The organism is Aeromonas sp. 5HA1, assembly GCF_029237245.1.
GTDB lineage: Bacteria > Pseudomonadota > Gammaproteobacteria > Enterobacterales > Aeromonadaceae > Aeromonas > Aeromonas salmonicida.
On sequence record NZ_JAACFW010000029.1, the window covers coordinates 1 to 23,974 of the forward strand.

The following is a 23,974-nucleotide window of genomic DNA, read 5'->3' on the forward strand; positions in this document are numbered from 1 at the left end:
TTGCTGGCGTGAAGGAAGTCGAGGGCCTGTTCGATACGCATAAAAAATCCGAAACCAAATCAACAGGTTTCGGATTTTTACACATCAGCAGGATCGGTCAATGGATCCTTAACTGATCGGCATTAGCGCCTGGGCGCCGGTTTTTAGTCACTGCGACTCTTGCTTACCAATAAGCGATTACAGAGAAGCGGTGAAAGTACGGGTGATGACGTCTTGCTGTTGCTCTTTGGTCAAAGAGTTGAAGCGAACGGCATAACCGGATACGCGGATGGTCAACTGCGGATATTTCTCCGGGTTTTCCATGGCGTCCAGTAGCATTTCACGGTTCATCACGTTCACGTTCAGGTGCTGACCACCTTCCAGGTTGGACTCGTGATGGAAGTAACCGTCCATCAGGCCAGCCAGGTTGGCTTTCTGGGATTCCATGTCTTTACCCAGGGCGTTCGGCACGATGGAGAAGGTATAGGAGATACCATCTTTGGCGTAAGCGAACGGCAGCTTGGCAACGGACGTCAGGGAAGCAACGGCACCCTTCTGGTCACGACCGTGCATCGGGTTGGCACCCGGGCCAAACGGCGCGCCTGAGCGACGACCATCCGGGGTGTTACCGGTCTTCTTGCCATACACGACGTTGGAGGTGATGGTCAGTACGGACTGGGTTGCAACGGCGCCACGGTAGGTGTTCAGCTTCTGAATTTTCTTCATGAAGCGTTCAACCAGGTCACAGGCGATGTCATCGACACGAGCGTCGTTGTTACCGAACTGCGGGTATTCGCCGTCGATTTCGAAGTCGATGGCAACGCCATCTTCGTCACGAACCGGCTTGACCTTGGCATACTTGATGGCAGACAGGGAGTCAGCCGCAACGGACAGACCGGCGATACCGCAAGCCATGGTGCGATAGACATCACGGTCGTGCAGCGCCATCAGGGAGGCTTCGTAGCTGTACTTGTCGTGCATGTAATGGATGATGTTCAGGGCAGCCACGTACTGCTTGGCCAGCCAGTCCATGAAGTGATCCAGACGATCCATCACGTCGTTGTAGTCGAGGTACTCGCTCTTGACCATTTCGGTCTTGGGACCGATCTGGATTTTGAGTTTCTCGTCCATACCGCCGTTGATTGCATACAGCATGGTCTTGGCCAGGTTGGCACGGGCACCGAAGAACTGCATCTGTTTGCCGACGATCATCGGGGACACACAGCAAGCGATGGCGTAGTCATCGTTGTTGAAGTCCGGACGCATCAGGTCATCGTTCTCGTACTGAACGGAAGAGGTCTCGATAGATACCTTGGCGCAGTACTTCTTGAACCCGATTGGCAGCTGCTCGGACCACAGTATGGTCAGGTTCGGCTCAGGGGACGGGCCCATGGTGTACAGGGTGTTCAGCATACGGAAGCTGTTCTTGGTGACCAGGGTACGGCCATCAACGCCCATACCAGCCAGGGTCTCGGTTGCCCACATGGGGTCGCCGGAGAACAGTGAATCGTATTCGGGAGTACGCAGGAAGCGAACCATACGCAGCTTCATGACCATGTGGTCCATCAGCTCCTGGGCTTCTTGCTCGGTGAGCACGCCTTTTTTCAGGTCACGTTCGATGTAGACGTCCAGGAAGCTGGAGGTACGACCGAAGGACATGGCGGCACCGTTCTGGGACTTGACTGCCGCCAGATAGGCGAAGTAGGTCCACTGTACGGCTTCTTTGGCGTTCTTGGCCGGTACTGAGATATCGCAGCCATATTTGGCAGCCATGACCTTCATCTGTGCCAGGGCACGGTGCTGCTCGGAGATCTCTTCGCGCAGACGGATGGTGGCTTCCAGGTTGACGCCGTTTTCCAGATCAGCCTGCAGGGACTTGAACTGGGCCAGTTTGTCGGCCATCAGGAAGTCGATGCCGTACAGGGCAACACGACGGTAGTCACCGATGATACGGCCACGACCGTAGGCATCCGGCAGACCGGTGATGACGCCGGACTTGCGGCAGTTCAGGATGTCCTTGGTGTAAACGTCGAACACGCCCTGGTTGTGAGTCTTGCGGTACTCGGTGAAGATCTTCTCGACCATGGGGTCAAGTTGACGACCGTACACTTCGCAAGAGGTCTTGACCATCTTGATACCGCCGTTGGCGATGATGGCGCGCTTGAGAGGCTTGTCGGTCTGCAGACCTACAATTTGCTCCAGGCTCTGATCGATATAGCCGGCATCGTGAGCGGTAATGGTGGAGGGCAGGTCGGTATCAAAATCGACCGGCGCATGGGTGCGGTTCTCGATCTTGATGCCTTCCATGACCTTGTCCCACAGCTTGGTGGTAGCTTCGGTCGCGCCAGCCAGGAAGGACTCGTCACCTTCATACGGGGTGTAGTTCTTCTGGATGAAGTCACGGGTGTTGACAGAGGTCTGCCATTCACCGGCCGCGAAGCCTTCCCATGCTTTTTGGAACTGTTCGTTAAGTTCTGCCATTTTCATTACCTCACACGGTATTGATGTAGTATCCCGCAATCATCCTTAATGATGACGACGGAAGATAAACCAGTAAGTCAGACCAACCATGACGCCACCACCAATGATATTACCTATGGTGACAGGAATGAGGTTGTGAAGGACGAAGTTGGATACGGTCAGATCGGCAAAGGTCGCCGGATCCTGGCCGATGGCCTGCCAAAATTCCGGGCCTGCGACGCTATGGATAGCGATACCGACCGGGATCATAAACATGTTTGCAATGCTGTGCTCGAAACCGGATGCCACGAACATGGCCACCGGGAGCAGCATGACCATCACCTTGTCGGTTGCACTGCGGGCACCGAAGGCCATCCACACGGCGAGACACACCATGAGGTTGCAGAGAATACCGAGGGCGAGGGCCTCGAAGAAGGTGTGGTGGATCTTGTGCTGAGCCACTTTCAGGGCATTGAGGCCCCATTGGCCATTTGCCGCCGTGTACTCGGCCGACATGATGATGAGCGCGACTATGATGAGACCGCCGATGAGGTTGCCGAAGTAGACCAGCCCCCAGTTCTTGAGCAGTTGACCCCAGGTGATGCGGTTGGCAGCCTTGGCCACCAGCGTCAGGGTCGTGGAGGTGAACAGCTCGGCGCCGAGCAGCACACACAGAATAAGACCGAGGGAGAAACAAAGGCCGCCGACCAGTTTGCTGAGGCCCCAGGCCACATCGCCGGCACCCGTGGTGACAGTGATGAAAAAGACAAAAGCGATGGCGATGAAAGCGCCTGCTGTGATGGCCAGGGGGATGACCTTATGTGCCGGCTTGGTTGCCTTGGCATAGGTTATATCTTCTGCCAGTGCAGCGATGGCTTCTGGCTTGAGACAATCAAAGGGAGATTCTGCTTTCAATTCTCATGTACCTGCTGTTTTGCCTGTGGAAATCATAACAAAGGGCCAGATCGTCAAAATTGACTCCGATCAAGAATTGCAGATTGTGAATGTAATTTTACTACAAATATTTGAGTCCTCTGGAAGCCGTTCTTTACACCAGGTTTCAGCTGAAACAGAAATAGTGCTTTTTTAATGCAATGATTTTAAAGAATTTCTTTGTCAAGTCATAAAACAGGCACTGGCAAGGCATCTTTGCATCCGTTCCGCATCATGCCCCCTGGGCTGCCAATCCCCTTAGGGGTATTTTTTGTTTTTTATTTCATCTTTGAATAACAAACCTCTCGCCAGGACGCCATATAACAGAAGGGGCCATCAAGGCCCCTTCAACAGACTATCACATCAGGCCCAGCTATGGGCTCGTTTGGCTTTTTGCAGTTTCTCGTAAGCGGCCAGCAGCTTCTGGTGCAGCGGGAACTGGGCGAGCGACAGATCCGCCGCCTCCAGTCCGTGGAAGCGGGCTTCACCGCGGGCGTTGGCCCAGGCATGGGCCAGGGTCTCTTCCCCGTACATGCGGGTAAAGACGGCGCGGTACTGCTCAGGATCACGCTCCTCGTCGATGAACAGCTCGACACAGGCGCGCAGCGCACGGTAATAGTTGGCGCGATCAGCCGGGAACACGGACTGGTTGAACTCCATGGTCCAGTCGATGAGATCCAGCGCCGTCTCCAGCTCACCGGCGGCCAGTGCCAGCATGGCTTTGAGCTCGCCCACCCGCAGGGTGTGCAGGGCTGTGCCCTTGGCGGCGGCGATGCCGAGCAGTTCGCGCACCCGGGTACGTTCATCATGCCCTTCTTCGTCCAGTTGATCGAACAACGCCATGTACTGATCGCTTTCCCACTCCAGGGACGGCAGCGCCAGGATCACTTCCCGCAGGTTGGCACCCATGTTGTTGTTGGCCAGCAGCAAGTCTTCGGCCGGGTAGATGTCGGACATGCCGGGCACCAGAATACGGCAGGCGTAGACGCCCAGATGCTCATAGTCGGCGATGTAGACCGGCTGCTCCAGCTCGTGGAAGATGCCGATCAGGTGGTCGAACTCCTCCTGGGAGGTGCCGCGGAAATCCCAGTCAGCAAACTCGAAATCCGTATCCTGCTTGAACAGATCCCAGCTGATGAGGCCGGAGGAGTCGATGAAGTGGGTTTCCAGATTATGGTGATCCGCCACCTGCTCATTGTCGAATGACGGCGGCACGAACACGTCCAGATCCTTCAAGCCACGGCCTTGCAGCAGCTCGGTGACGGTTCGCTCAAAGGCCACTTCGAAGCGCGGGTGGGCGCCGAAGGAGGCAAAGCAGGTGCCGTTGCTCGGATTGAGCAGCACCACGCAGATGACCGGATAGCGGCCGCCCAGGGAGGCATCGAAGCTGTAGATGGGGAAGCCTTCGGCCTCGAGTGCGGCGATGGAGGCGGCAATCCCGGGGTAACGGGCAATCACCTCACTCGGGATCAGCGGCAGGCTCAGGGCCTCGGCGATGATCTTGTTCTTCACGTGGCGCTCGAACACCTCGGAGAGCGCCTGAGTGCGCGCCTCGGTGCGGGTGTTGCCGGCGCTCATGCCGTTGGAAACATAGAGGTTGCCGATGATGTTCATCGGGATATAGACGGTCTCGTGGTCAGACTGACGCTCGAAGGGCAGGGCGACGATGCCGAGCTCCTCGTTGTTCGACTGCAGATCCACCAGCATGTCGGCGGTCACTTCACCGTCCGGGTTGTAGAACTTGCGAGTGAAGGGGTCGAGCAGACCGGCCGGGAACTGGTCACCCTCGATGGGGAACCACTTCTCGTTCGGGTAGTGAACGAAATCACCGTTCGCCACCTGCTCGCCCAGATAGAAGTCGGCGAAGAAGTAGTTGGTGGAGAGGCGTTCGAAATATTCGCCAAGGGCCGAGGCGAGGGCCGCCTTCTTGCTGGCACCCTTGCCGTTGGTGAAACAGAGGGCGCACTCCTTGTCCCGGATGTGTACGGACCAGACGTTGGGCACAGGGTTGAGCCAGGAGGCCTCTTCAATATCAAACCCCAGGGCTTGCAGCTTGGTCTGGAAACGGTCGATGGAGTCTTCCAGTGCCGCGTCCTTGCCGGGAATAAAAGTGTGGTCGGTCATCACAATATCCTGATTTTTATTGGCTCATGTTTGGCCGCAGATAATAGCAGGGGTCAGCCCGTTTGGCAGGCAAAAAACAGGATTGGAACCCGGGAGCCCCAGCGTTGATCCTGCGCCAACCTTGCGCAAGACGCTGGGGGATACCCGCTTGGCGGCCAAGGCAGCGGCGGGCTGGCGGATATTGCAGCGAACGGCACAGAATATTGCGCAATTCGACTTGCACCTGCCGTCACAATCCGTAATGTGGACAGACGCATTTTTCGCAACACGTATTTTGTAATCTACTTGTGAACGGCCCGCGTCGGACAAGGGGTTACGGGTTTCAATACACAGTTTCTATAACAGCTATCCAGGGTAGGACATTATGAAAAAAGTAGGTTTGGTCGGTTGGCGTGGCATGGTGGGCTCGGTATTGATGAGCCGGATGCAGGAAGAGAAGGATTTTGCCCGTATTCAACCCACCTTCTTCACCACCTCCCAGGCCGGTGAGGCCGCCCCCAACTTCGGCGTGGATGCCGGTACCTTGCAGGATGCCTTCGATATCGCGGCGCTGGCCAAGCAGGATATCATCATCACGGCGCAAGGCGGCGACTACACCAAGGATGTCTATCCCCGCCTGAAGGCCGCTGGCTGGCAAGGTTACTGGATTGACGCCGCCTCCTCCCTGCGGATGGAAAAAGACGCCGTCATCATACTGGATCCGGTCAACGGTGACGTCATCGAACAGGCGCTGGACAAGGGGCTCAAGACCTTCGTCGGTGGCAACTGCACCGTCAGCCTGATGCTGCTGGCCCTGGGTGGCCTGTTCAAGGCCGATCTGGTGGAGTGGGTCAGTGTGGCGACCTATCAGGCTGCATCGGGCGGTGGCGCGCGTCACATGCGCGAGCTGGTCACCCAAATGGGCCTGCTGCGCGACGAAGTGGCGGTGGAGCTGGCGGATCCCGCCTCTGCCATCCTCGACATAGAGCGCAAGATCACCGAGAAGACCCGCTCCGGCACCTTGCCGGTGGACAACTTCGGCGTGCCGCTGGCCGGTGGCCTCATCCCCTGGATTGACACCAAGCTCGACAACGGCCAGAGCCGCGAAGAGTGGAAGGGCCAGGCCGAGACCAACAAGATCCTGGGGATCGAAGATGCCGCCATTCCGGTGGATGGTCTGTGCGTGCGGATCGGTGCCCTGCGCTGCCACAGCCAGGCATTCACCATCAAACTCAAAAAAGACGTGCCGCTGGCGGAGATCGAAGCCCTGCTGGCTGCCCACAATGACTGGGTGAAAGTGATCCCCAACGATCGCGACATAACCGCCCGCGAGCTGACACCGGCCGCCGTCACCGGTACCCTCAGCATACCGGTGGGGCGTCTGCGCAAGCTCAACATGGGTCCGGAATACCTGGCCGCCTTCACCGTGGGTGACCAGCTGCTGTGGGGCGCCGCCGAGCCCCTGCGCCGCATGCTCAACATACTGCTAGCCCGTGGCTGAAGTTGATAGACAATGGATAACGAAAGGACAGGGGGCTCAGGCCCCCTGTTTTTTTGCCTCTTTTTGATATCTACGCTGTGTGCCAGCCAGGGCTATGTCGGCTGTGTTGCCCTTTGTATTGACACCGACAGTTTTGTTATTAAGTGAACGGGTAGCATCACTTCGCAACCCATTATTTTTCTCTGGCTCAATAGCCATGTTTCACTATTTTCATGCAGTATCCGTTCACGGTCTGAGTTGCCGAAAGCAGGGATGATTCATCTTTATTTGAAATAATGTACGGGCTGGCCGCTATTAAGCTGCTGCCCTTGTTATCTTATGGTTTGTTACAAATGAAGGAGTCTGCAGGATATCCCTCAAGACTCCGATTGATTACACTGGCGGCCTTGGCCCCTCGTGCCCGCCTGTATGCCGATATGTCACCACGAAACTATGTATCCATGTGGCATCCATGTGGCTGTCAGTGAGGCGAGGGCCATGGCCACATATCCCTGCGGATAGGCAGGCAAATTGCTGTGCAGCTGGCGACTGATATGAATATGAAATAAGTGCAACAACAGAAAACAATAATAATGTTCAGGCTTGAGAATTGGGACATAACATGAGAGTCGTGTGGAGTGTATTGTATTTCTTCAGTGTTGTTGCCCTCGCTGGTCCAGTGCTGGTCAAGGAGCAGAAAAAGGGCAGCAATCCGCTGATGGTGCCCTATCAGCAATATCGGCTGGATAATGGCCTGACGGTGATCCTGACGCAGGATCACTCCGATCCTCTGGTCTATGTAGAGATGAATTATCGGGTCGGGTTGGCCGAAGAGGCGCCGGGTCAGTCCGGTATGGCCCACCTCTTTGAACACATGATGTTCCAGGGCTCGGCCCACGTGGGGAAGCTGGGGCATACCCGTCTGTTGCAACAGGTGGGGGGGCGTGGCATCAACGGGCTGACGACGCGGGATCAGACCCGCTATTACCAGACGGTGCCGGCCAACCAGTTGGAAAAAGTGCTCTGGCTGGAGTCGGATCGGATGGGATTCCTGCTCGATAGCCTCTATCAGCAGAAGTTTGATGCCAAGCGTGACGTCGCCAAAAACGAGCGCGCCGAGTTTGTCGACGGGCCAGCCTATGGTCGGGTGCCGGAGGTGCTGAATCGTACCCTCTACCCACCCAATCACCCCTACTTCAATACGCCATTCGGGCGAGTCGAGGATCTGGATCGTCTCACTCTGGAGGATGTACGCCAGTTCTTCCTGCGCTGGTATGGCCCCAACAACGCCACTCTGGTGATAGGTGGCGATATCCAGCCGGCGCAAACCCTGGCCTGGGTCGAACGGTATTTCGGCACCCTGCCTGCAGGCCCCAAGCTGTCCCGTTCAGTGACCCGGCCTGTTGCCCTGAAAAAGAGCCGCTACCGCACTCTGGTTGATCAGGTCGCTGAGCCTATGCTGGTGCTGGCCTATCCCACCGTCTCTGCCCGGGAACCCGGCTTTGAAGCCCTGGACCTGCTGGCCGACCAATTGGGTGGCTCAGCCAGTGGCGTGCTGCAACAGCAGCTGCAACAAAGTGGCAAGCTGGTGTCTGTCTTTGCCAACCATGAGTGCGGTGTGCTCGCCTGCATGCTGGTGATCAGGGCGATCCCCAATCTGGCGCAGGGGGCGGAGCTTGGGCCCATCAAGAACGAAATAGACAATGTCATCGCCCGTTTTGCTCGGGATGGGGCCTCCAAAGCCCAGATCGACCACTCGGCCAATGCCTTGCGTGCCGATCTCATCTGGTCGCTCGACAGCGTGGCTGGCAAGGCCGAGCAGTTGAGTACCGGGCATAGCCTGTTTCAGGATCCCAATTATTTTCATCGCTATCTCGAGCGAATAGCGAGGGTAACCCCCGCCGATCTGCAGCGGGTGCTGCAACGTTATGTACTGCAAAAACCCAGGGTGGTGCTGAGCGTCGTGCCCGGGGATCACCTCGAATGGCAGGCAGATCCTGCCAATTTTGTCGAGCCGCCCCCCTTGCCACCGAGCTTGTCCCACACCCGGCTAGTCCCCCGCCTTGTCAAGGAAACCCTCGACAGGAGCAAGATGCCCGCAAGTGGCGGTGCTCTGGCGGTGCCCATACCGACCCTGTGGCAAGCCAGCCTGGGGGATAGGGTCTCACTGCTCGGTCACTACAGCGACGAGGTGCCGGCCTTTGCCATGAGCATACATTGGCCCGGCGGACGGATGGCCGAGCCGGATGGCAAGGCCGGACTGGCGGAGCTGACAGCCGGCATGCTCTTCCAGGGCAGCGAGCGTTGGCAGCTGGCCTCCATTGAGGAGCGAGTGCGTCAGTTGGGCGCCAGACTCAGTTTTGGTCATGACGGTAGCCACAGCACTGTCTGGATACAGGGCGTGACCTCCCACTTTGACGAGACGCTGGCCCTGGTGCGGGAGCTGCTGCTTCAGCCGGCCTTGCGCCCGACGGACTTCCAGCGCATCAAGCTCGAGACCCGGCAATGGCTGAAACAACAGGCAAGGGATCCGCAGTGGCAGGCCGACCAGCAGTTTTATGCGCTGATCGACGGACTGGCCAGGGTGCCGGATCCGCAGGCCCAGTGGCAGACGCTGACCCTGGATGACGTGCGAGCCTTCTATCACTCCGTGTATCGCAGCGGTGAGGCCCGGGTCGTAGTGAGCGGCGATCTGGCGCAGGAGAAGGTGATGAGTGCACTCTCTTTTCTGGTTGAGCCAGAGGGGCAGTCACCCACCTTGCAGCCTCTCGGGTTTACCGGCCAGCAGGCCAGACGCGCCATCTATCTGGTGGACAATCCCGGTGCCAGCCAGAGCCTTGTTCGCATGGGCCGTCGTGCCATGGCGAGCGATGCGGTTGGTGAGCAGTTTCTGGCCCGGTTGATGAATGCTTCCTTGACGGATCGTCTTCATATTCGGCTGAGGGAAGAGCTGGGGTATACCTATGGCATCCACCCCTCATTCAATGGCAACAGCAAGGCGGGTCATTTCTTGCTGGAGAGCAGTGTGCGCACCGACGTCACCCGGGCCGCCTTGCAGCAGATCTTGCAGGAGCTCGATAAATACCAGCGGCAGGGCCCCACCCGGCTGGAGGTGAGAACCCTGCGTGAAGGTGTGCTCAACCGCCAGGCGCTGGATTACGAGACACTGCCCCAGGAGGTGGATTACATGTTGCCCATCTTGCTGGATAAGTGGCCGCAAAATTACGTGGAGCAGCGGGTGCAGGCGGTCAGCCAGCTGTCGGCGTTGACCCTGAGAGACCTTGCCCGGCGCTGGCTCGATCCCGATGACATGGTGATAGTGGTCGTGGGGGATGCCAAGATACTGGCCCCTGAACTGGCGACCTTGGGCTGGCCGGTGAAGCGGGTGGCGCTCGGTTTCTGACATCGACTGTTGGCTCGCCACGCCATCACCTCGTGCCGGCAGGTAAGGCAGCCATAAAAGAGCCCGCCCCATCACAGCGATGGGGCGGGCTCTTTGTACGTCAGATTGTCTGCCAGCCGTAAAGGTTAGCCTTTGTCCGTCAGACGAGGGCCAGCGCCGCTGCCAGATCGGCGATCAGATCGTCGGCGTCCTCCACGCCAATGCTGAAGCGAATGAGATCGTCATTCACTCCGGCGGCGAGACGGCTCGCTTCGTCCATGGCGGCGTGGGTGGTGCTGGCCGGATGGCAGGCCAGGCTCTCGAGATCGCCAAGGCTCACCGCCTGCACGAACAGTTGCAGGTTGTCGAGCAGGGTGGCGCAGCGCGCAAAGCCCCCTTCAAGCTCTATGCTCACCATGCCGCCAAAGCCGCTGGCGAAGGCGCCGAGGGCATCGTGGCCCGGGTGGCTGACGAGGCCCGGGTAGATCACCTTCTTCACCGCCGGGTGAACGGCCAGGAACTCGGCCACTTTCTGCGCGTTGTGCAGGTGGGCATCCATGCGCAGGGGCAGGGTCTTGACTCCCCGTTGCAGCAGGTAGGCCTCCTGCGGGCCTATGGGGGAGCCGATGTGCTTGAGCGCCACGGTGCGGATGGATTTCATCAGCGCGTGGGAGCCGGCCACTACCCCGGCGATGATGTCGCCGTGGCCGCCCAGATATTTGGTACCGCTGTGCATCACTATGTCGATACCAAGCTCGAGCGGGCGCAACAGATAGGGAGTGAGGAAGGTGTTGTCACACACGGTGATGGCGCCCACCTTGCGGGCCGCCTGCACCACGATGCGTGGATCCACCACTTTGAGGGTGGGGTTGGTCAGGGTTTCGAACAGTACCACCTTGGTGGCGGGACGAATGTTGGCCAGCAGATCCTGATCGCTCTCATAGGCGGTGACCTTGATGCCGGCGCGGCTGAAGGTCTGCTTGAGAAACGCATCGGTGCCGCCGTAGAGCGGACCTATGTAGGCCACTTCATCGCCGCTGTCGGCCAGGGCATACATGATGGCGCTCACCGCCGCCATGCCGCTCGCCACCACCAGCGCCTCGTCGGCGCCCTCAAGGGCCGCCAGTTTTTGCTCCAGCTCGGCTGTGGTGGGATTGCCAAAGCGGCTGTAGATAAAGCCGGGGGCTTGACCCGCGAAACGCTCCTTGCCCGCCTGGGCATTGAAGTAGCTGAAGGTGCTGCTCTGGTAAAGCGGTGTGGTGAGGGCGCCGGTCTGGGGATCGATCCGTTGGCCGCTGTGCACGCTCATTGTCTTGAATTTCATTCTATTACTCCGTCATTGCCAGGCTGTGGCTTAACTGCTTGTGTTATCCGGGTGGCGGGACGCCACGGCGTCCCCCGTTTAATAGGTATGGCAGAGTCAGGCTGGCTGCGGTTCGCGCCGCTCGCTGCTTGTTGTCTGCCCGCTTGCCATCTGTTCGTTGGCTGAAGCCGGGTCGGCGGTATAGTGGCGCGCCGCTACATCCGGGTGGGAGCGCAACCGTCCTTTCAGCACGTTTTCCCCCACCTGATAGAAGAGCGGGTTGGCGGGGTCGCTCTCGGGGCCTTGCGCCTGCGCCGCCAGACTCGGCGACAGGGTCAGCAGCGGCACTGTGGCATCGAGCCGCGCCGCCATAAAGAAGGCGCAGGAGAGGCGCGATACCCCCGGCGGCGGGCTCACCACCCTGTGCAGGGTGGCCTTGAGGTAGCCGTTGGAGGCCAGCTCAAGCAACTCGCCGATATTGACCACCAGCGCCCCCGGCAGGGGCGGCGCCGGGGTCCAGCCTGCCGCCGTCTCTACCTCAAGCCCGGAGTGATCGTCCTGCATCACCAGGGTCAGGTAGCCGGGATCCTTGTGGGCGCCCACTCCCTGGCTGCTGCTACCTGCTTCGCGTCCCGGATAGTGGATGAGCTTCATGTGCTGATAGGGCTTGCCGCGAATGCTGGCATCGAACACTCCCTGCGGCTGCGCCAGCACCTCGGCGAAGGCGTCGAGCAGGGTGAGGGTGATGTCGCTGAGGCGATCCTGCCAGGCCAGCAGATGCGCTTTCATCTCGGGCAGGGCGGCAGGCCACTGGTTGGGGCCTATCAGCCGCTGCCAGGGGGCATGGATCTCGTCCTCTGCCAGCGCAGGCGTCTCATTCATGATGTCGAACTGCTCCCGCCGGTCCGGCCGCTGGCGGGTGAGTTCGGCGCCCACCTGGTTGTAACCGCGAAAATGGGGGGAGTGTACCATCTGCACCGCACGTTTTTCCTGCTCCGGCAGGGCGAAGAAGCGGGCCGCCAGCGCCAGGGTCTCTTGCTGCTGCGCCTCGCTCAGGCCATGGCCTGTCAGATAGAAAAAGCCGATGTCGCGGGCCGCCCGGCCAAGCTTGGCCAGCATCTGGCGACGAGTCGCAGGGGCGCCACCAAGGGCGGCGAGATCGATGATTGGCAGTGGTGAATGTTCCATGTGCACCTCCTCATTTTCTGAGTGCCGGGGCTTTCCCGACGACTCAGTGCAAACATGACAGCGCGGGTCGGTGGTGACACACCGGGCCGACCGGTAAAGATGGCGCCATTTGGATTGAGGGTGATGCTACTGTTCGGCGTTATAAGACGGAAACAACAAATTATTCTTAGTTATATACAAAAATCGAAATAGAATTCGACACCCATTCGGGTGGGTGTTTATTGAGCGGTTAACGGGGCTGTGTTCCGACTGTCCCATCAGCACAGCGGGCTCCCGGCTATTGCGAGAGCACGCGGCTGGCTGGCATAGCGTTCACTGGCGGGATTGAGCCTGGACTATCGGAAACGCGAAACAAGAAGGGAGGCTGATGCCTCCCTTCTTGCTGTGTGCTTTGAGCAGGGATCAGGCAAGGGCCTGATCGGTGAGCGCGCTCACTCGGTTGCCCACTCAGTAGCCCAGAGTAAAGCGCTGGCGCAGGTGGGCCGGTTTTTCCACCTCGTTCAGCACGCCATCGGCCAGATCGCCGACCGTGATCCCGGCAGGCTTGTCACCGCTGAAGAGCACCTGATCGCCACCGAGGTGATAGCCACCGCGCTTGTCGCCCGGTTCCAGGAACACTGGCGGGGAGACGAAACGCCAGTCGAGGGTGGTTTCACGGCGCAGGGCGGTGAGACCGTCGCGGGCCGCCAGTGCGCCCTGCTTCCACTCGGCCGGGAAGTCCGGGGTATCTACCAGCTGTACGCCGGGGGCGATTTCCAGGCTGCCGGCACCACCGACCACCAGCAACCAGCTGCGGGCGGTCACAGCCGCCGCGACGATGGCCTTGGCCCCTTTGAGGTACTGGTCGTAGATGTCCGGTGCACTCCAGCCCGGGTTGTAGGCGCTGATCACCCTGTCGTGCCCCTTGAGCACCTCGGCCAGTGCCTGTGGGTTCTGGGCATCTACCGCCACGGCGGTGACCTGCGGGTGGGCAGCCACCTTGCTGACATCGCGGACGATGGCGGTGACGTGATGGCCGCGGCTGACGGCTTCATTGAGGATGGCTGTACCGACAAAACCGCTGGCACCGATCAGGGCAATTTTCATGGGTGATTCTCCTTCACTGTTGGAATGGGGCTATCCTACTCCGTCAAATGTGATTTAATAATCGACTGTAAAATTGATTAACTTGTAAGCTGGATTTAATAATGGAACAGCTCAGACGTTACGCCATCTTTGCCGCCGTGGTGGAGGCGGGCAGCATGACGGGCGCCGCCAAGGCCCTTGGCATGACCCCCTCCGCCGTCAGTCAGCATATCAGCCAATTGGAGAGCCTGCTGGGCCTCACCCTGCTGCACCGTTCCACCCGTCGCCTCAACCTGACCGAGGCGGGGGAAGTGGTGTGGCAGGGGTGCCAGTCGCTGCAACAGACGCTGAACCAGACCGAGCTGCGCCTTTCCGAGGTGCGCGACAGCCTGCTCGGCGAAGTGCGGATCACGGCGCCCGTGGGGATGGCGGGCCAGCCGCTGGCGCGGGCCTTGTCGCCCCTGTTGCAGGCCCATCCCGGCCTGTGCATCCAGATCATCGCCGACGACGAGAAGCGGGATCTCATCGCCGAGCGCATCGACGTGGCGCTGCGGGTCGGTACCCTGTCCGACTCCAGCCTGGTGGCGCGCAAGCTGGGTCAGACCCGGATGCTGCTGTGTGCCTCGCCCGCCTATCTGGCGCGCAAGGGCACCCCGCGCAGTCCGGCAGATCTGCTGGAACACGACTGGCTGGCGGCGGACATGCTGAGCGGGGGCCTGACCTTCTTCGACGACAAGGGGCAGGGTCACAAGGTCAAACCCAAGCCCAGGGTGGTGTGCAACAACGTGCTGCCGCTGCGCCAGTTCACCCTGGCGGGGCAGGGGGTCTCGCTGCAACCCGAGGGGGAGATCGCCGAGGATCTCGCCCAGGGTCGGCTGCTGGAGTTGCTGCCGGGATTTCGGGTGCCGCCCATGGAGATCCATGCCATCACCCCGCAGCGGGAGATCCCGGAGAAGGTGCGGCGGGTGATCACGGCCCTGCGCAGCCACTTCGCCGAGCCCTCGGGGGCCGTGCCGGCGCGCCCCTGAGCCGGGTGGCAACCTGCTCGTCCCGACTTGCAAACACAGAGGGCAGCCTGTTGGCTGCCCTCTGTCGTTCGCCTTGACTCCGGCGCTATTTCATATAAAGGCCGCCGTTGATGGCCAGGGTTTCCCCCGTGATATAGGCGCCCGCTTCGCTCGCGAGGAAGGCCACGGCGGCGGCGATCTCCTCCGGCTTGGCGAGGCGGCGCAGCGGAATGTCGGCCTTGATGCTGTCGAGGATATCGCTGCGGATCGCCTCCACCATGGGGGTGGCTGTGTAACCGGGGGCGATGGCGTTGACCGTGACCCCGAAGCGGGCTCCTTCCGCCGCCAGCGCCTTGGTAAAGCCCAGCATGCCCGCCTTGGCCGCCGAGTAGTTGACCTGACCGAACTGTCCCTTCTGGCCGTTGACCGAGGAGATGTTGATGATGCGGGCATCGCGCTGCTCGCACATGGCGTCGAACAGCGGCTGGGTCACGTTGTAGAGGCTGCACAGATTGGTGTGGATCACCTCGAACCACTGCTCTGGCGCCATGCGCTTGAAGGCGCCATCCCGGGTGATGCCGGCGTTGTTGACCAGCACGTCCACCCGGCCCTCGTCTTGCAACAGGCGACCCAGGGTCTCGCGGCACATGGCGGTGTCGGCCACGTCCAGCGGCAGCAGCCGCACCTGATCCGGCCGATAGCCCTGCTCCCCGTACCAGTCGTGGGCCGCCGCACTGTTGCCGCTGGAGTGGGTGGCGATGATGCGATACCCCTGGGCCAGCAAGGCAGTGGTGATGGCGGATCCGATGCCGCCACGGGCTCCGGTGATCAAGGCAATTTTCTTCATCTTGGCTCTCCCTGAAAAAGATTCGAACGAGGACTTTATGGGCTTTCAAATCTAATTGATATATTTGTTTTCAAACAATCTGACAGGGAAACGCGTCACTTTTGTGACAGTCTGACAACCTGGCTTGACGGCCTTGTTGAGGGCTTAGGTGAGCGCGGGGGGTTGAGCCACAAACGGGGCGTGCGCTGTTCGCCGGTGGCCGCAGACCACTTGCCGCCGGGGCAGCGGCCATGTTTAATGTGGCCACTTGGGCGAGCGTGCCCCTCTGTTGGCAGCGATCCCGACCACCCGATGACACCGACCTTCCCCCTCGCATCCCCTGGCCCTGTGCCACAGGCGAGCGCCCATTTCACCCGCATCGAGCGGGTGCTCGACTACATCCACGGGCATCTGGATCAGCCATTGTCGCTGGAGCAGCTGGCCGAGCAGAGCTGCTGGTCGCGCTGGCAGTTGCAGCGGGTCTTCCTGCACGAGACAGGGCTGACGGTGGCCCACTATGTGCGCGAGCTCAAGCTGAGCCTGGCGGCGGAGGCGCTGCTCACGAGCCGCCAGCGGGTGCTGGATCTGGCGCTGAACTACGGATTTGGTTCCGAGGTGAGCTTCAGCCGTGCCTTCAAGCAGCAGTTCGGCTGCTCGCCGCTGGCCTATCGCAAACGGGGTCTGCGGCTGGGATTGCGCACCCCGCTGGTGCGAGCGCCTATGCCGCTTGCCAATACTCCCCGATTGGTGCAGGTAAGGGTCGAGAGCCAGTCGGGTTTCATGCTGCAGGGGGTCAGGGGACTGATCCGCGGGCTCTTTGCCAGCTCGCCCGATTTTCAGCAGACGGTGCCCGCCATCTGGCGTGCCTTGCGCAGTGCCGGCGGCCTGGACAGGGCCTGCGATCTGATCGGCGTGGTGGATGTGTCAGGGGCGGGGGAGCAGCTGGCCTACTGGGCGGGCGTGGCGGCAGAGGAGGGGAGCGAGCCGCCGAACGGGCTGGCTCGTCTGGCCATTCCGCCCCAGGAGTACGCCGTGCTTACCCACGTCGGCCCCATCAGCCAGCTGGGGCAGACCCTCAACTGGTTCATCTTGCACTGGCTGCCAGCCTCGGGTTATCGGGGGCTGGATGGTTTCGAGCTGGAGCGTTACGCCTTAGGCTTCGATGGTCTGCAACCCGATGCCCACATGGAGTACTGGTTGCCCATAGCCCCCCGCCAGGGCTGAACCCAGTGAGTCGTTTAGCGGCAGGGCGCCCATCGTCCGGCCTGTATCAAGTGCAGTGGCACCCCGCCATTGGCAGCCATCTCATTAAAGCCTGCCTTTAGAAAAGATAGCCATTTGAATTCAAGGTCTTTCTCCACTGACATGACCGGTCTTCGAATGGGGCTTTTCTTGCCCCTCTTTTGCCCTTCTTCCTGCCGACATGCCCCAAATTGTTAATTCGAGAGCAAATTAGCACAATAAAATGCAAATGAGATTTGTTACCATTAACTTGTGCCAAGCAGTCGAGGATCAGATGCAACTTGTTCACCCCCCATTGACCCTGGTCGCCGCGACCATCTCCGCCCTGTTGGCCGGCCCCGTGCTGGCCGCCCCCACGTCCAATGCGCAAGGCGCGGTGGCCGATGAAACCCTGACGGTACTGGGCCAGACCTATCGCAACACGGCGACCAAGACCCGGCTCGACCCCATGGAGACGCCCCAGGCCATCTCAGTGGTGGACGGCGAGACCCTGGAGCAGCGTGGTGTGAGCTCGGTGAGCGAGGCGCTGCGCTACGTGCCCGGCGTCAATACCGAGCTGCGCGGCGGGGCGGTCAACCGGCTGGACCTGTTCAATATCCGTGGCTTTGACAACTACCAGAACTTCTACGACGGCCTCTTGCTGCAATACAACGACTGGAACCTGCAACCCCAGATAGATCCGGTGGCCATAGAGCAGCTGGAGGTGTTCAAGGGGCCGACCTCGGTGCTCTACGGCAGCATGCCGCCGGGGGGCATGGTCAACCTCATTGCCAAGCGGCCGCAACGTGAGGCCAGACACAGCCTCAGCGTGGCGACGGGCACCGGCATCCTCAAGGAGCTGACCCTCGACAGCACGGGCGCCATCAATGAGCAACTTGCCTATCGGCTGGTGGGACTGGCCCGCCAGAAGGAGGGGCAGGCGGTGACTTCACAGGAGGAGCGCTATGTGTTCGCGCCATCGCTGGACTGGCAGTTGAGTGATCGTACCCTGCTCAACCTGAACCTCTACTACCAGAAAGACCCGCAAGCGGGCATCTACACCACAGTGCCGGCCAGCGGCTCGGTCAAGTCCAATCCCCTGGGCCAGCTTGGCAGCGATAGCTTCCTCGGCGACGAGAATTGGAACCACTACAGCCGGGAGGTGACCCTGCTTGGCTACAAGCTGAGCCACGACTTCAACGACAACTGGCAACTGCTGCAAAACGCCCGCTACATGGACGCCTCGGCTAACCAGCAGAACACCTACAATGCGGCGCTGGCGGCGGACCACCGCACTCTGGCCCGCAATGCCTATCTGACCGATGAAGAGTCCAGAGGCTTTGTCATCGACAACCAGCTGGCAGGCAAGGTGATGACTGGCAGCGCCCGGCACAACCTGTTGCTCGGGGTCGATTACCAGTATCTGGATGCCCGCATTCTCTACCGGGACACCCTCGACTATTCCGCCCCCGCCATCGACATCTTCAACCCGAACCACAGCCAGATAGTGCCGGCGGCCCTCACCTTCAACTATCAGGACAGCAAGACCATCCGCCAGTCCCAGACCGGCGTCTATCTGCAGGATCAGGTGCGACTGAACAGGCTGGTGGCCATAGGCGGTGCCCGCTACGACAGCTACCGGATGGACACCGACAGCCAGACCCTCTATCAGGGAGCGGCGAGCAACACCCTGGCCCAGATTGATCAGGACAACCTCTCCTTCCGCCTCGGCGCCTTGTACGAGCTGGATCATGGCCTCTCGCCCTATGTGAGCTATGCCGAGAGCTTCGAGCCGGTAGCGGGGGCGGACAAGAGCGGCAAGGCTTTTGACCCTGCCACAGGCCATCAGTGGGAGGGTGGGCTCAAGTATCTTTCCGAGGACATGAGCAAGACCTTTACCGCCTCGGTCTTCCACATCACCAAGCAAAATGCGCTGGTGACGGATCCGGACAACGTCTATGGGCCCAAGCTGCAGACCGGAGAGATGGTCTCCAGGGGCGTCGAGCTGGAGGGACGAGTCGATCTCACCAGCCAGCTGGATCTGGCGCTGAGTTATACCCGCCAGGACATGGAGATCACCCGCGATACCACCAGCCTGCAGGGCAAGACCCCGGTCTGGGTGCCCAAACAGATGGCATCCCTCTGGAGCAACTACCAGCTGGATAACGGTTTACGGCTGGGGGCGGGTCTGCGTTACGTGGGGGAGGCACAGCTTGATGCCGCCAACACGGACAGGGTACCGGATTACCTGCTGATGGACATGGCGGCGTCCTACGATCTGGCCCAACTCAGCCAGCGTCTGAAGGGGGTGGAGGCCTCGGTGAGTGCCAGCAACCTCTTTAACAAGACCTACTACTCCTGCTATGACCAGAACAACTGCTGGTTCGGGGCAGAGCGCAATGTGGAGGCGCGACTCAAATACGTATTCTGACCCTGCGCCCCGGGCCAGTCCCGGGGCCCGCTGCACCACTGGCAGTCCGCGATAATCGCCAGTTCACCGGGGCCGGTGGGCTTGAGGAACTGACCACGGATACACAGGCTAGTGCGCTTGCGGATCATGGGGCCCTGTTTGCCGTCGCGGCCGGGGTTATTCCTTCGCTCAAGGGGCGGCTGGCGGGAGTGGGGGACAGGCCTCATCTGCTGGCGGCTCCCCCCCATTCAACCCCGGCCGAGGTGGCGGCGGCGCTATATGATCACTGGCGGCTGGCGCACCCTGAGGCGGGGCCGGCCTACTGGCTGACCCGCAGCTGGGGCATGCTCTGCTGGCAATCCCTCTATCTGACCATGGCGGCTGTTTATCGGTTGGGCGCCGTCCCCGCCGTCGATCGCATGGGGCAGGACTATCAGGATGGCGTGGTATCCGGTTTTACCCTGCCGGCCGACCCCATGATCAAGGGGGACGTCAGTCTGTTGATCAAGGTGGCGGGCGAGCGGCTGCAAGCCCACTGGCAGGCGCTGTTCGCGCTGCTGGGCGGGGTGCAGCGACTCAGACCGGGTTTCGTGCGCCCGCTGCTGGCCGATGATCTGCTGGCGGCCCTGGTGCGGGTGCCAGACTTTTTCACCCATGTCAGCCGTGAGCAGGTGAGCGAACATGCGCCGCGCTGGCTCGCCGCCTGTGGCCTGCCGGCCGAGCATCTGGCGGGGTGGCGTCCGGCATCGATCCCGGCCGATACGCTGTCCCCCGGTTATGTGCGCCAGCGCTGCTGCCTGCACTACAAGCGCCGCGATGGCGAGCTCTGCGCCAACTGCCCGAGGCGAGATGGTGCCACCCACTGCCAGGACGAACCCTGAGGGCGCTGGCTCCCGACTCATCGCAAGCCGCCCCAGGGGCGGCTTTTTTACGCCTCTTTCTGCTCACCCATCTTGCTGCGAATGCGCTCGAACAGGCTCTGCAAACAGGGCTGATCCTTGTCGGCGGCGCGCACGGCCCCATACATGTGGCGGCGCACACCGTTGCCGAGTGGCCTGGCCTCAAGCAGTCCCTGACGCACAAACTCCTCGCTGGCCCAGCGCGGCAGGGCAGCGACGCCGAGCCCGGCGGCGGCCATCTGCAGCATGACGGAAGTATTGTCCACCAGCTTGCAGCGGGCGGGCTCGACCCCGGCCGGTTGCAGGAAGCGGCTGAACACGTCCATGCGGGCCCGCTCCACCGGGTAGACCAGCAGCACCTCCTGCTTGAGATCCTCCGGGGTGATCCGGCTCTGGTGGCATAGAGGGTGATCCGGCGCCATTACCAGGGTGAGATCGAAGGCGAACAGCGGCTCGAAGTGGAGATCCCCGCGGGCCTGTACGTCCGAGGTGAGCAGCAAGTCGAGCTGACCGCCGAGCAGGGCATTGATGGCATCAAAGCCGGGCACCGATTCCACCTCCAGATCCACCCCGGGCCACTGGCGACGAAAATCGGGCAAGAGCGGCAGCAGCCACTGAATGCAGCTGTGGCAGTCCAGCGCCAGATGCAACCGGCCCGCGTCACCGCTGTGCAGGGCCTGCAGCTGTTTCTCGGTCTGTGCCAGGGCGGGCAGCACCTGGCGCGCAAGAGCCAGCAACTGCTGGCCCGCCGCCGTCAGCACCAGGGGGCGGCTCTTGCGAAGGAAAAGCTCCAGGCCAAGACGGGTCTCCAGCTCTTTGAGCTGATGGGAGAGGGCCGACTGGGTCAGATTCAGGCTCTGCGCCGCGCCGGCCAGCGACCCTTGCTCGGCCAATGCGGTCAGGGTTCTCAAGTGTTTGATTTCCAGGCCTGAATTGCTTGGCACTGCCATGACGTGGCTCCTTGTTGCATCAGTTGAAGGCTTTCTTGCATATCCGTTGAACGCTCTCTTACATGTCCGTTGAAGACGCTCTTGCACGTTAGTTGCGGATTATTTGAGAGCCAGTTGAAGAGTATTCAATAGCCAAGGCCACCTTATCTTGTCATTTTGGATGTGTAAACATCTGGATGGCCAAATCATCCAGTTTCCCATCAGATGAATGAGCATAAGGAATTGGACCTATGACACGAGCACACACACTGGGCTTCCCCCGTATCGGCGCCAAGCGCGAGCTGAAATTTGCCCTCGAATCCTACTGGCGTGGCGAGACCACTCAGGCAGAACTCATCGCCACCGGCAAGAGCCTGCGTGATCGCCACTGGCAAGCCCAGCGCACCGCCGGGGTCAACCTGCTGCCGGTGGGGGATTTTGCCTGGTACGACCAAGTGCTCGGCACCAGTTTGCTGGTGGATGCTGTGCCTGCCCGCCACCGCCATGGGGATACCGATCTCGACACCCTGTTCCGGGTGGCCCGTGGCCGTGCGCCGACCGGCCCGTCTGCCGCCGCCGCCGAGATGACCAAGTGGTTCAATACCAACTACCACTACCTGGTACCCGAGTTCAGCCGTGATCAGCGCTTCAAGCTGGGCTGGAGCCAACTGTTTGACGAAGTGGAAGAGGCTAAGGCGCTGGGGCTGCCGGTCAAGGCGGTGCTGCTGGGGCCCGTCTCCTATCTGTGGCTTGGCAAGGAGAAAGAGAGCGGCTTCTCCCGTCTCGAACTGCTCGACCGCCTGCTGATCGTCTATCAGGAGATACTGGCCAAGCTGGCCGCGCAAGGGGTGGAGTGGGTGCAGATCGACGAGCCGGCCCTGGCGCTGGACCTGCCGGACGAGTGGCGCCTGGCCTACCTCAACGCCTATGAGCGCCTGAGCGGCCCCTGCAAGCTGCTGCTCACCACCTATTTCGGCTCAGTGGCCCATCAGCGCGACATCATCACCAGCCTGAAGGTGGATGGCCTGCACCTGGATCTGGTGGCCGCCCCCGAGCAGCTGGAGACCCTGGTCCCGCACTTGCCGGCCCAGTGGGTCCTCTCGGCCGGGGTGATCAATGGTCGCAACGTCTGGCGTGCCAACCTGGCCAAGCTGGCGCCGACGCTGAAAGCACTGAAAGAGAAGCTCGGCGAGCGGCTCTGGGTTGCCTCTTCCTGTTCCCTGCTGCACAGCCCGGTGGACTTGACCCTGGAGCACGAGCTGGATCCCCAGACCCGCAGCTGGTTCGCCTTCGCCCTGCAAAAGTGCTACGAGCTGGGGCTGCTCTCCGACTACCTGGACGGAGGGGATCTGGACAAGATCACCGCTTACAGTCAGCCCATCGTGGATCGGGAGTCCGACAGCCGGGTCCACAAGAAAGCGGTGCAGTCTCGTCTGGCCAGCCTGACCAACAGCGACTTCGACCGCCAGAGTGCCTATCCGGTGAGGGCGCAGGCCCAGCGCAATGATCTCAAGCTGCCGCTGCTGCCTACCACCACCATCGGCTCATTCCCGCAGACCTCGGAAATTCGGGTGTTGCGTCAGGAGTGGCGGGCCGGTCGTATCGACGATAGCGCCTATGAGGCGGGCATTCAGGCCCAGATCAAGGATGCCATCGAGCGCCAGGAAGCCATCGGGCTGGACGTGCTGGTGCACGGCGAGGCCGAGCGCAACGATATGGTGGAGTACTTCGGCGAGCTGCTGGACGGCTTTGCCATCACCCGCTTCGGCTGGGTACAGAGCTATGGCTCCCGCTGCGTCAAGCCGCCGGTGATCACCACGGATATCGACCGCCCGACCCCCATGACCCTCGAATGGACCAAGTTTGCCCAGAGCCTGACCGACAAGCCGGTCAAGGGGATGCTGACCGGGCCCGTGACCATTCTCTGCTGGTCCTTCCCGCGGGAAGACGTGAGCCGCGAGCAGTCTGCTCTGCAGATTGGTCTGGCCATTCGTGACGAGGTGGCGGATCTGGAAGCCGCCGGTATCAAGATCATCCAGATCGACGAGCCTGCGATCCGTGAAGGGCTGCCCCTGCGCAAGCAGGATCACCAGGCCTATCTGGACTGGGCGGTGCGCGCCTTCCGCCTGAGCGCAAGCCCGGTGGTGGACAGCACCCAGATCCACACCCACATGTGTTATAGCGATTTCAACCTCATCATAGAGGCGGTGGCGGCGTTGGATGCGGACGTGATCACCATAGAGACCAGCCGCAGCCAGATGCAGTTGCTTGAAGCGTTCGAGCGCTTCAACTACCCCAACGAGATCGGGCCTGGCGTGTATGACATCCACTCGCCGAACGTGCCGAGCCAGAGCTGGATTGAGGATCTGATCCGCAAGGCAGCCAAGCAGATCCCGGCGGATCGGCTCTGGGTCAACCCGGATTGCGGCCTCAAGACACGGGGCTGGGAAGAGACTGAAGCCGCACTCAAGGTGATGGTCAATGCCACCAAGGCGCTGCGGACCGAGCTGGCCTGATCCCGGCAAGCGTGCAAATCAGAGTGGGAATCTAGAGTGGAAATCTAGAGTGAAAATCTAGCGTGCAGACCAAAGAGCAGCGCTGCACATAACCAAAGAGAACGGGCATAACGAAAGAGGGAAGGCGCAAGCCTTCCCTCTGTTTTTGTTGCCGCTTGCCCGCACCCGACCTGCTTGCACTAGGCTCAGGTCAGGCTGATGTCGATGGGGCTGGAAAAGATGAAACCAGGAGTCTGGATCGGGTGTCTATGGGCGCTGTTGTTGACGACCTGC

The 23,974-nt window shown here is 60.8% G+C and carries 15 protein-coding genes; 7 read left to right on the plus strand and 8 right to left on the minus strand.

What is annotated here, in order from left to right; all coding sequences use genetic code 11:
- Nucleotides 1-177: 177 nt before the first annotated feature.
- The 3 genes from pflB to ycaO all read right to left on the minus strand — a co-directional run bounded on the left by pflB (nucleotide 178) and on the right by ycaO (nucleotide 5,496).
- Nucleotides 178-2,460, minus strand: a complete 2,283-nt coding sequence (gene pflB, locus GWQ27_RS19960; RefSeq protein WP_005310911.1) for a formate C-acetyltransferase — start codon at nucleotides 2,458-2,460, stop codon at nucleotides 178-180.
- 45 nt (nucleotides 2,461-2,505) lie between these two features.
- Nucleotides 2,506-3,354, minus strand: coding sequence for a formate transporter FocA (focA, locus tag GWQ27_RS19965; protein ID WP_005310913.1), 849 nt, complete (start codon nucleotides 3,352-3,354; stop codon nucleotides 2,506-2,508).
- A gap of 381 nt (nucleotides 3,355-3,735) precedes the next feature.
- Nucleotides 3,736-5,496, minus strand: coding sequence for a 30S ribosomal protein S12 methylthiotransferase accessory factor YcaO (gene ycaO / locus GWQ27_RS19970; protein WP_275908154.1), 1,761 nt, complete (start codon nucleotides 5,494-5,496; stop codon nucleotides 3,736-3,738).
- A gap of 364 nt (nucleotides 5,497-5,860) precedes the next feature.
- Between ycaO and asd the strand changes: the two genes are divergently transcribed.
- Nucleotides 5,861-6,976, plus strand: coding sequence for an aspartate-semialdehyde dehydrogenase (gene asd / locus GWQ27_RS19975; RefSeq protein WP_125602200.1), 1,116 nt, complete (start codon nucleotides 5,861-5,863; stop codon nucleotides 6,974-6,976).
- A gap of 601 nt (nucleotides 6,977-7,577) precedes the next feature.
- Nucleotides 7,578-10,358: a pitrilysin family protein gene (locus GWQ27_RS19980; RefSeq protein ID WP_275908155.1), complete on the plus strand. Its 2,781-nt coding sequence runs from the start codon at nucleotides 7,578-7,580 to the stop codon at nucleotides 10,356-10,358.
- Nucleotides 10,359-10,497: 139 nt separating this feature from the next.
- Here GWQ27_RS19980 and GWQ27_RS19985 read toward each other — a convergent pair whose 3' ends face one another.
- The 3 genes from GWQ27_RS19985 to GWQ27_RS19995 form a co-directional block, all read right to left on the minus strand.
- Complete coding sequence (locus GWQ27_RS19985; RefSeq protein ID WP_275908156.1) at nucleotides 10,498-11,661, minus strand: PLP-dependent aspartate aminotransferase family protein; 1,164 nt, start codon at nucleotides 11,659-11,661, stop codon at nucleotides 10,498-10,500.
- A gap of 96 nt (nucleotides 11,662-11,757) precedes the next feature.
- On the minus strand, nucleotides 11,758-12,828 hold the full coding sequence (locus tag GWQ27_RS19990; protein ID WP_275908157.1) for a 2-oxoglutarate and iron-dependent oxygenase domain-containing protein: 1,071 nt from the start codon (nucleotides 12,826-12,828) through the stop codon (nucleotides 11,758-11,760).
- Nucleotides 12,829-13,275: 447 nt separating this feature from the next.
- Entirely contained in the window at nucleotides 13,276-13,914 is a 639-nt protein-coding gene (locus GWQ27_RS19995) for an NAD(P)-dependent oxidoreductase (protein ID WP_169046227.1), read from the minus strand.
- A 101-nt stretch (nucleotides 13,915-14,015) separates the two neighbouring features.
- Between GWQ27_RS19995 and GWQ27_RS20000 the strand changes: the two genes are divergently transcribed.
- Entirely contained in the window at nucleotides 14,016-14,921 is a 906-nt protein-coding gene (locus GWQ27_RS20000; RefSeq protein WP_021138227.1) for a LysR family transcriptional regulator, read from the plus strand.
- An 85-nt stretch (nucleotides 14,922-15,006) separates the two neighbouring features.
- Here the strand turns inward: GWQ27_RS20000 and GWQ27_RS20005 are convergent, their stop codons facing one another.
- Nucleotides 15,007-15,747 carry an SDR family oxidoreductase gene (locus GWQ27_RS20005; protein ID WP_275908158.1) on the minus strand — a complete coding sequence of 247 codons (741 nt, stop codon included), beginning with the start codon at nucleotides 15,745-15,747 and terminating at the stop codon, nucleotides 15,007-15,009.
- A 291-nt stretch (nucleotides 15,748-16,038) separates the two neighbouring features.
- On the opposite strand from GWQ27_RS20005, the gene GWQ27_RS20010 reads away from it, so the two are divergent.
- The 3 genes from GWQ27_RS20010 to GWQ27_RS20020 all read left to right on the plus strand — a co-directional run bounded on the left by GWQ27_RS20010 (nucleotide 16,039) and on the right by GWQ27_RS20020 (nucleotide 20,238).
- On the plus strand, nucleotides 16,039-16,950 hold the full coding sequence (locus GWQ27_RS20010; protein ID WP_192873215.1) for an AraC family transcriptional regulator: 912 nt from the start codon (nucleotides 16,039-16,041) through the stop codon (nucleotides 16,948-16,950).
- A gap of 292 nt (nucleotides 16,951-17,242) precedes the next feature.
- Nucleotides 17,243-19,378, plus strand: a complete 2,136-nt coding sequence (locus GWQ27_RS20015; RefSeq protein ID WP_275908159.1) for a TonB-dependent siderophore receptor — start codon at nucleotides 17,243-17,245, stop codon at nucleotides 19,376-19,378.
- A gap of 89 nt (nucleotides 19,379-19,467) precedes the next feature.
- Nucleotides 19,468-20,238: a siderophore ferric iron reductase gene (locus GWQ27_RS20020; protein WP_099993522.1), complete on the plus strand. Its 771-nt coding sequence runs from the start codon at nucleotides 19,468-19,470 to the stop codon at nucleotides 20,236-20,238.
- Between the two features lie 47 nt (nucleotides 20,239-20,285).
- Here GWQ27_RS20020 and GWQ27_RS20025 read toward each other — a convergent pair whose 3' ends face one another.
- Entirely contained in the window at nucleotides 20,286-21,206 is a 921-nt protein-coding gene (locus tag GWQ27_RS20025) for a LysR substrate-binding domain-containing protein (protein WP_275908160.1), read from the minus strand.
- Nucleotides 21,207-21,436: 230 nt separating this feature from the next.
- Here GWQ27_RS20025 and metE point away from each other — a divergent pair, with 230 nt between their 5' ends.
- Entirely contained in the window at nucleotides 21,437-23,701 is a 2,265-nt protein-coding gene (gene metE / locus GWQ27_RS20030) for a 5-methyltetrahydropteroyltriglutamate--homocysteine S-methyltransferase (protein WP_275908161.1), read from the plus strand.
- Nucleotides 23,702-23,974 lie beyond the last annotated feature (273 nt).

Bases quoted from the DNA above. Each gene is read 5' to 3' on its own strand.
- pflB (WP_005310911.1), bottom strand. From the start codon at position 2,460: ATGGCAGAACTTAACGAACAGTTCCAAAAAGCATGGGAAGGCTTCGCG.
- ycaO (WP_275908154.1), bottom strand. From the start codon at position 5,496: ATGACCGACCACACTTTTATTCCCGGCAAGGACGCGGCACTGGAAGAC.
- asd (WP_125602200.1), top strand. From the start codon at position 5,861: ATGAAAAAAGTAGGTTTGGTCGGTTGGCGTGGCATGGTGGGCTCGGTA.
- GWQ27_RS19980 (WP_275908155.1), top strand. From the start codon at position 7,578: ATGAGAGTCGTGTGGAGTGTATTGTATTTCTTCAGTGTTGTTGCCCTC.
- GWQ27_RS19985 (WP_275908156.1), bottom strand. From the start codon at position 11,661: ATGAAATTCAAGACAATGAGCGTGCACAGCGGCCAACGGATCGATCCC.
- GWQ27_RS19990 (WP_275908157.1), bottom strand. From the start codon at position 12,828: ATGGAACATTCACCACTGCCAATCATCGATCTCGCCGCCCTTGGTGGC.
- GWQ27_RS19995 (WP_169046227.1), bottom strand. From the start codon at position 13,914: ATGAAAATTGCCCTGATCGGTGCCAGCGGTTTTGTCGGTACAGCCATC.
- GWQ27_RS20000 (WP_021138227.1), top strand. From the start codon at position 14,016: ATGGAACAGCTCAGACGTTACGCCATCTTTGCCGCCGTGGTGGAGGCG.
- GWQ27_RS20005 (WP_275908158.1), bottom strand. From the start codon at position 15,747: ATGAAGAAAATTGCCTTGATCACCGGAGCCCGTGGCGGCATCGGATCC.
- GWQ27_RS20010 (WP_192873215.1), top strand. From the start codon at position 16,039: ATGACACCGACCTTCCCCCTCGCATCCCCTGGCCCTGTGCCACAGGCG.
- GWQ27_RS20015 (WP_275908159.1), top strand. From the start codon at position 17,243: ATGCAACTTGTTCACCCCCCATTGACCCTGGTCGCCGCGACCATCTCC.
- GWQ27_RS20025 (WP_275908160.1), bottom strand. From the start codon at position 21,206: ATGGCAGTGCCAAGCAATTCAGGCCTGGAAATCAAACACTTGAGAACC.
- metE (WP_275908161.1), top strand. From the start codon at position 21,437: ATGACACGAGCACACACACTGGGCTTCCCCCGTATCGGCGCCAAGCGC.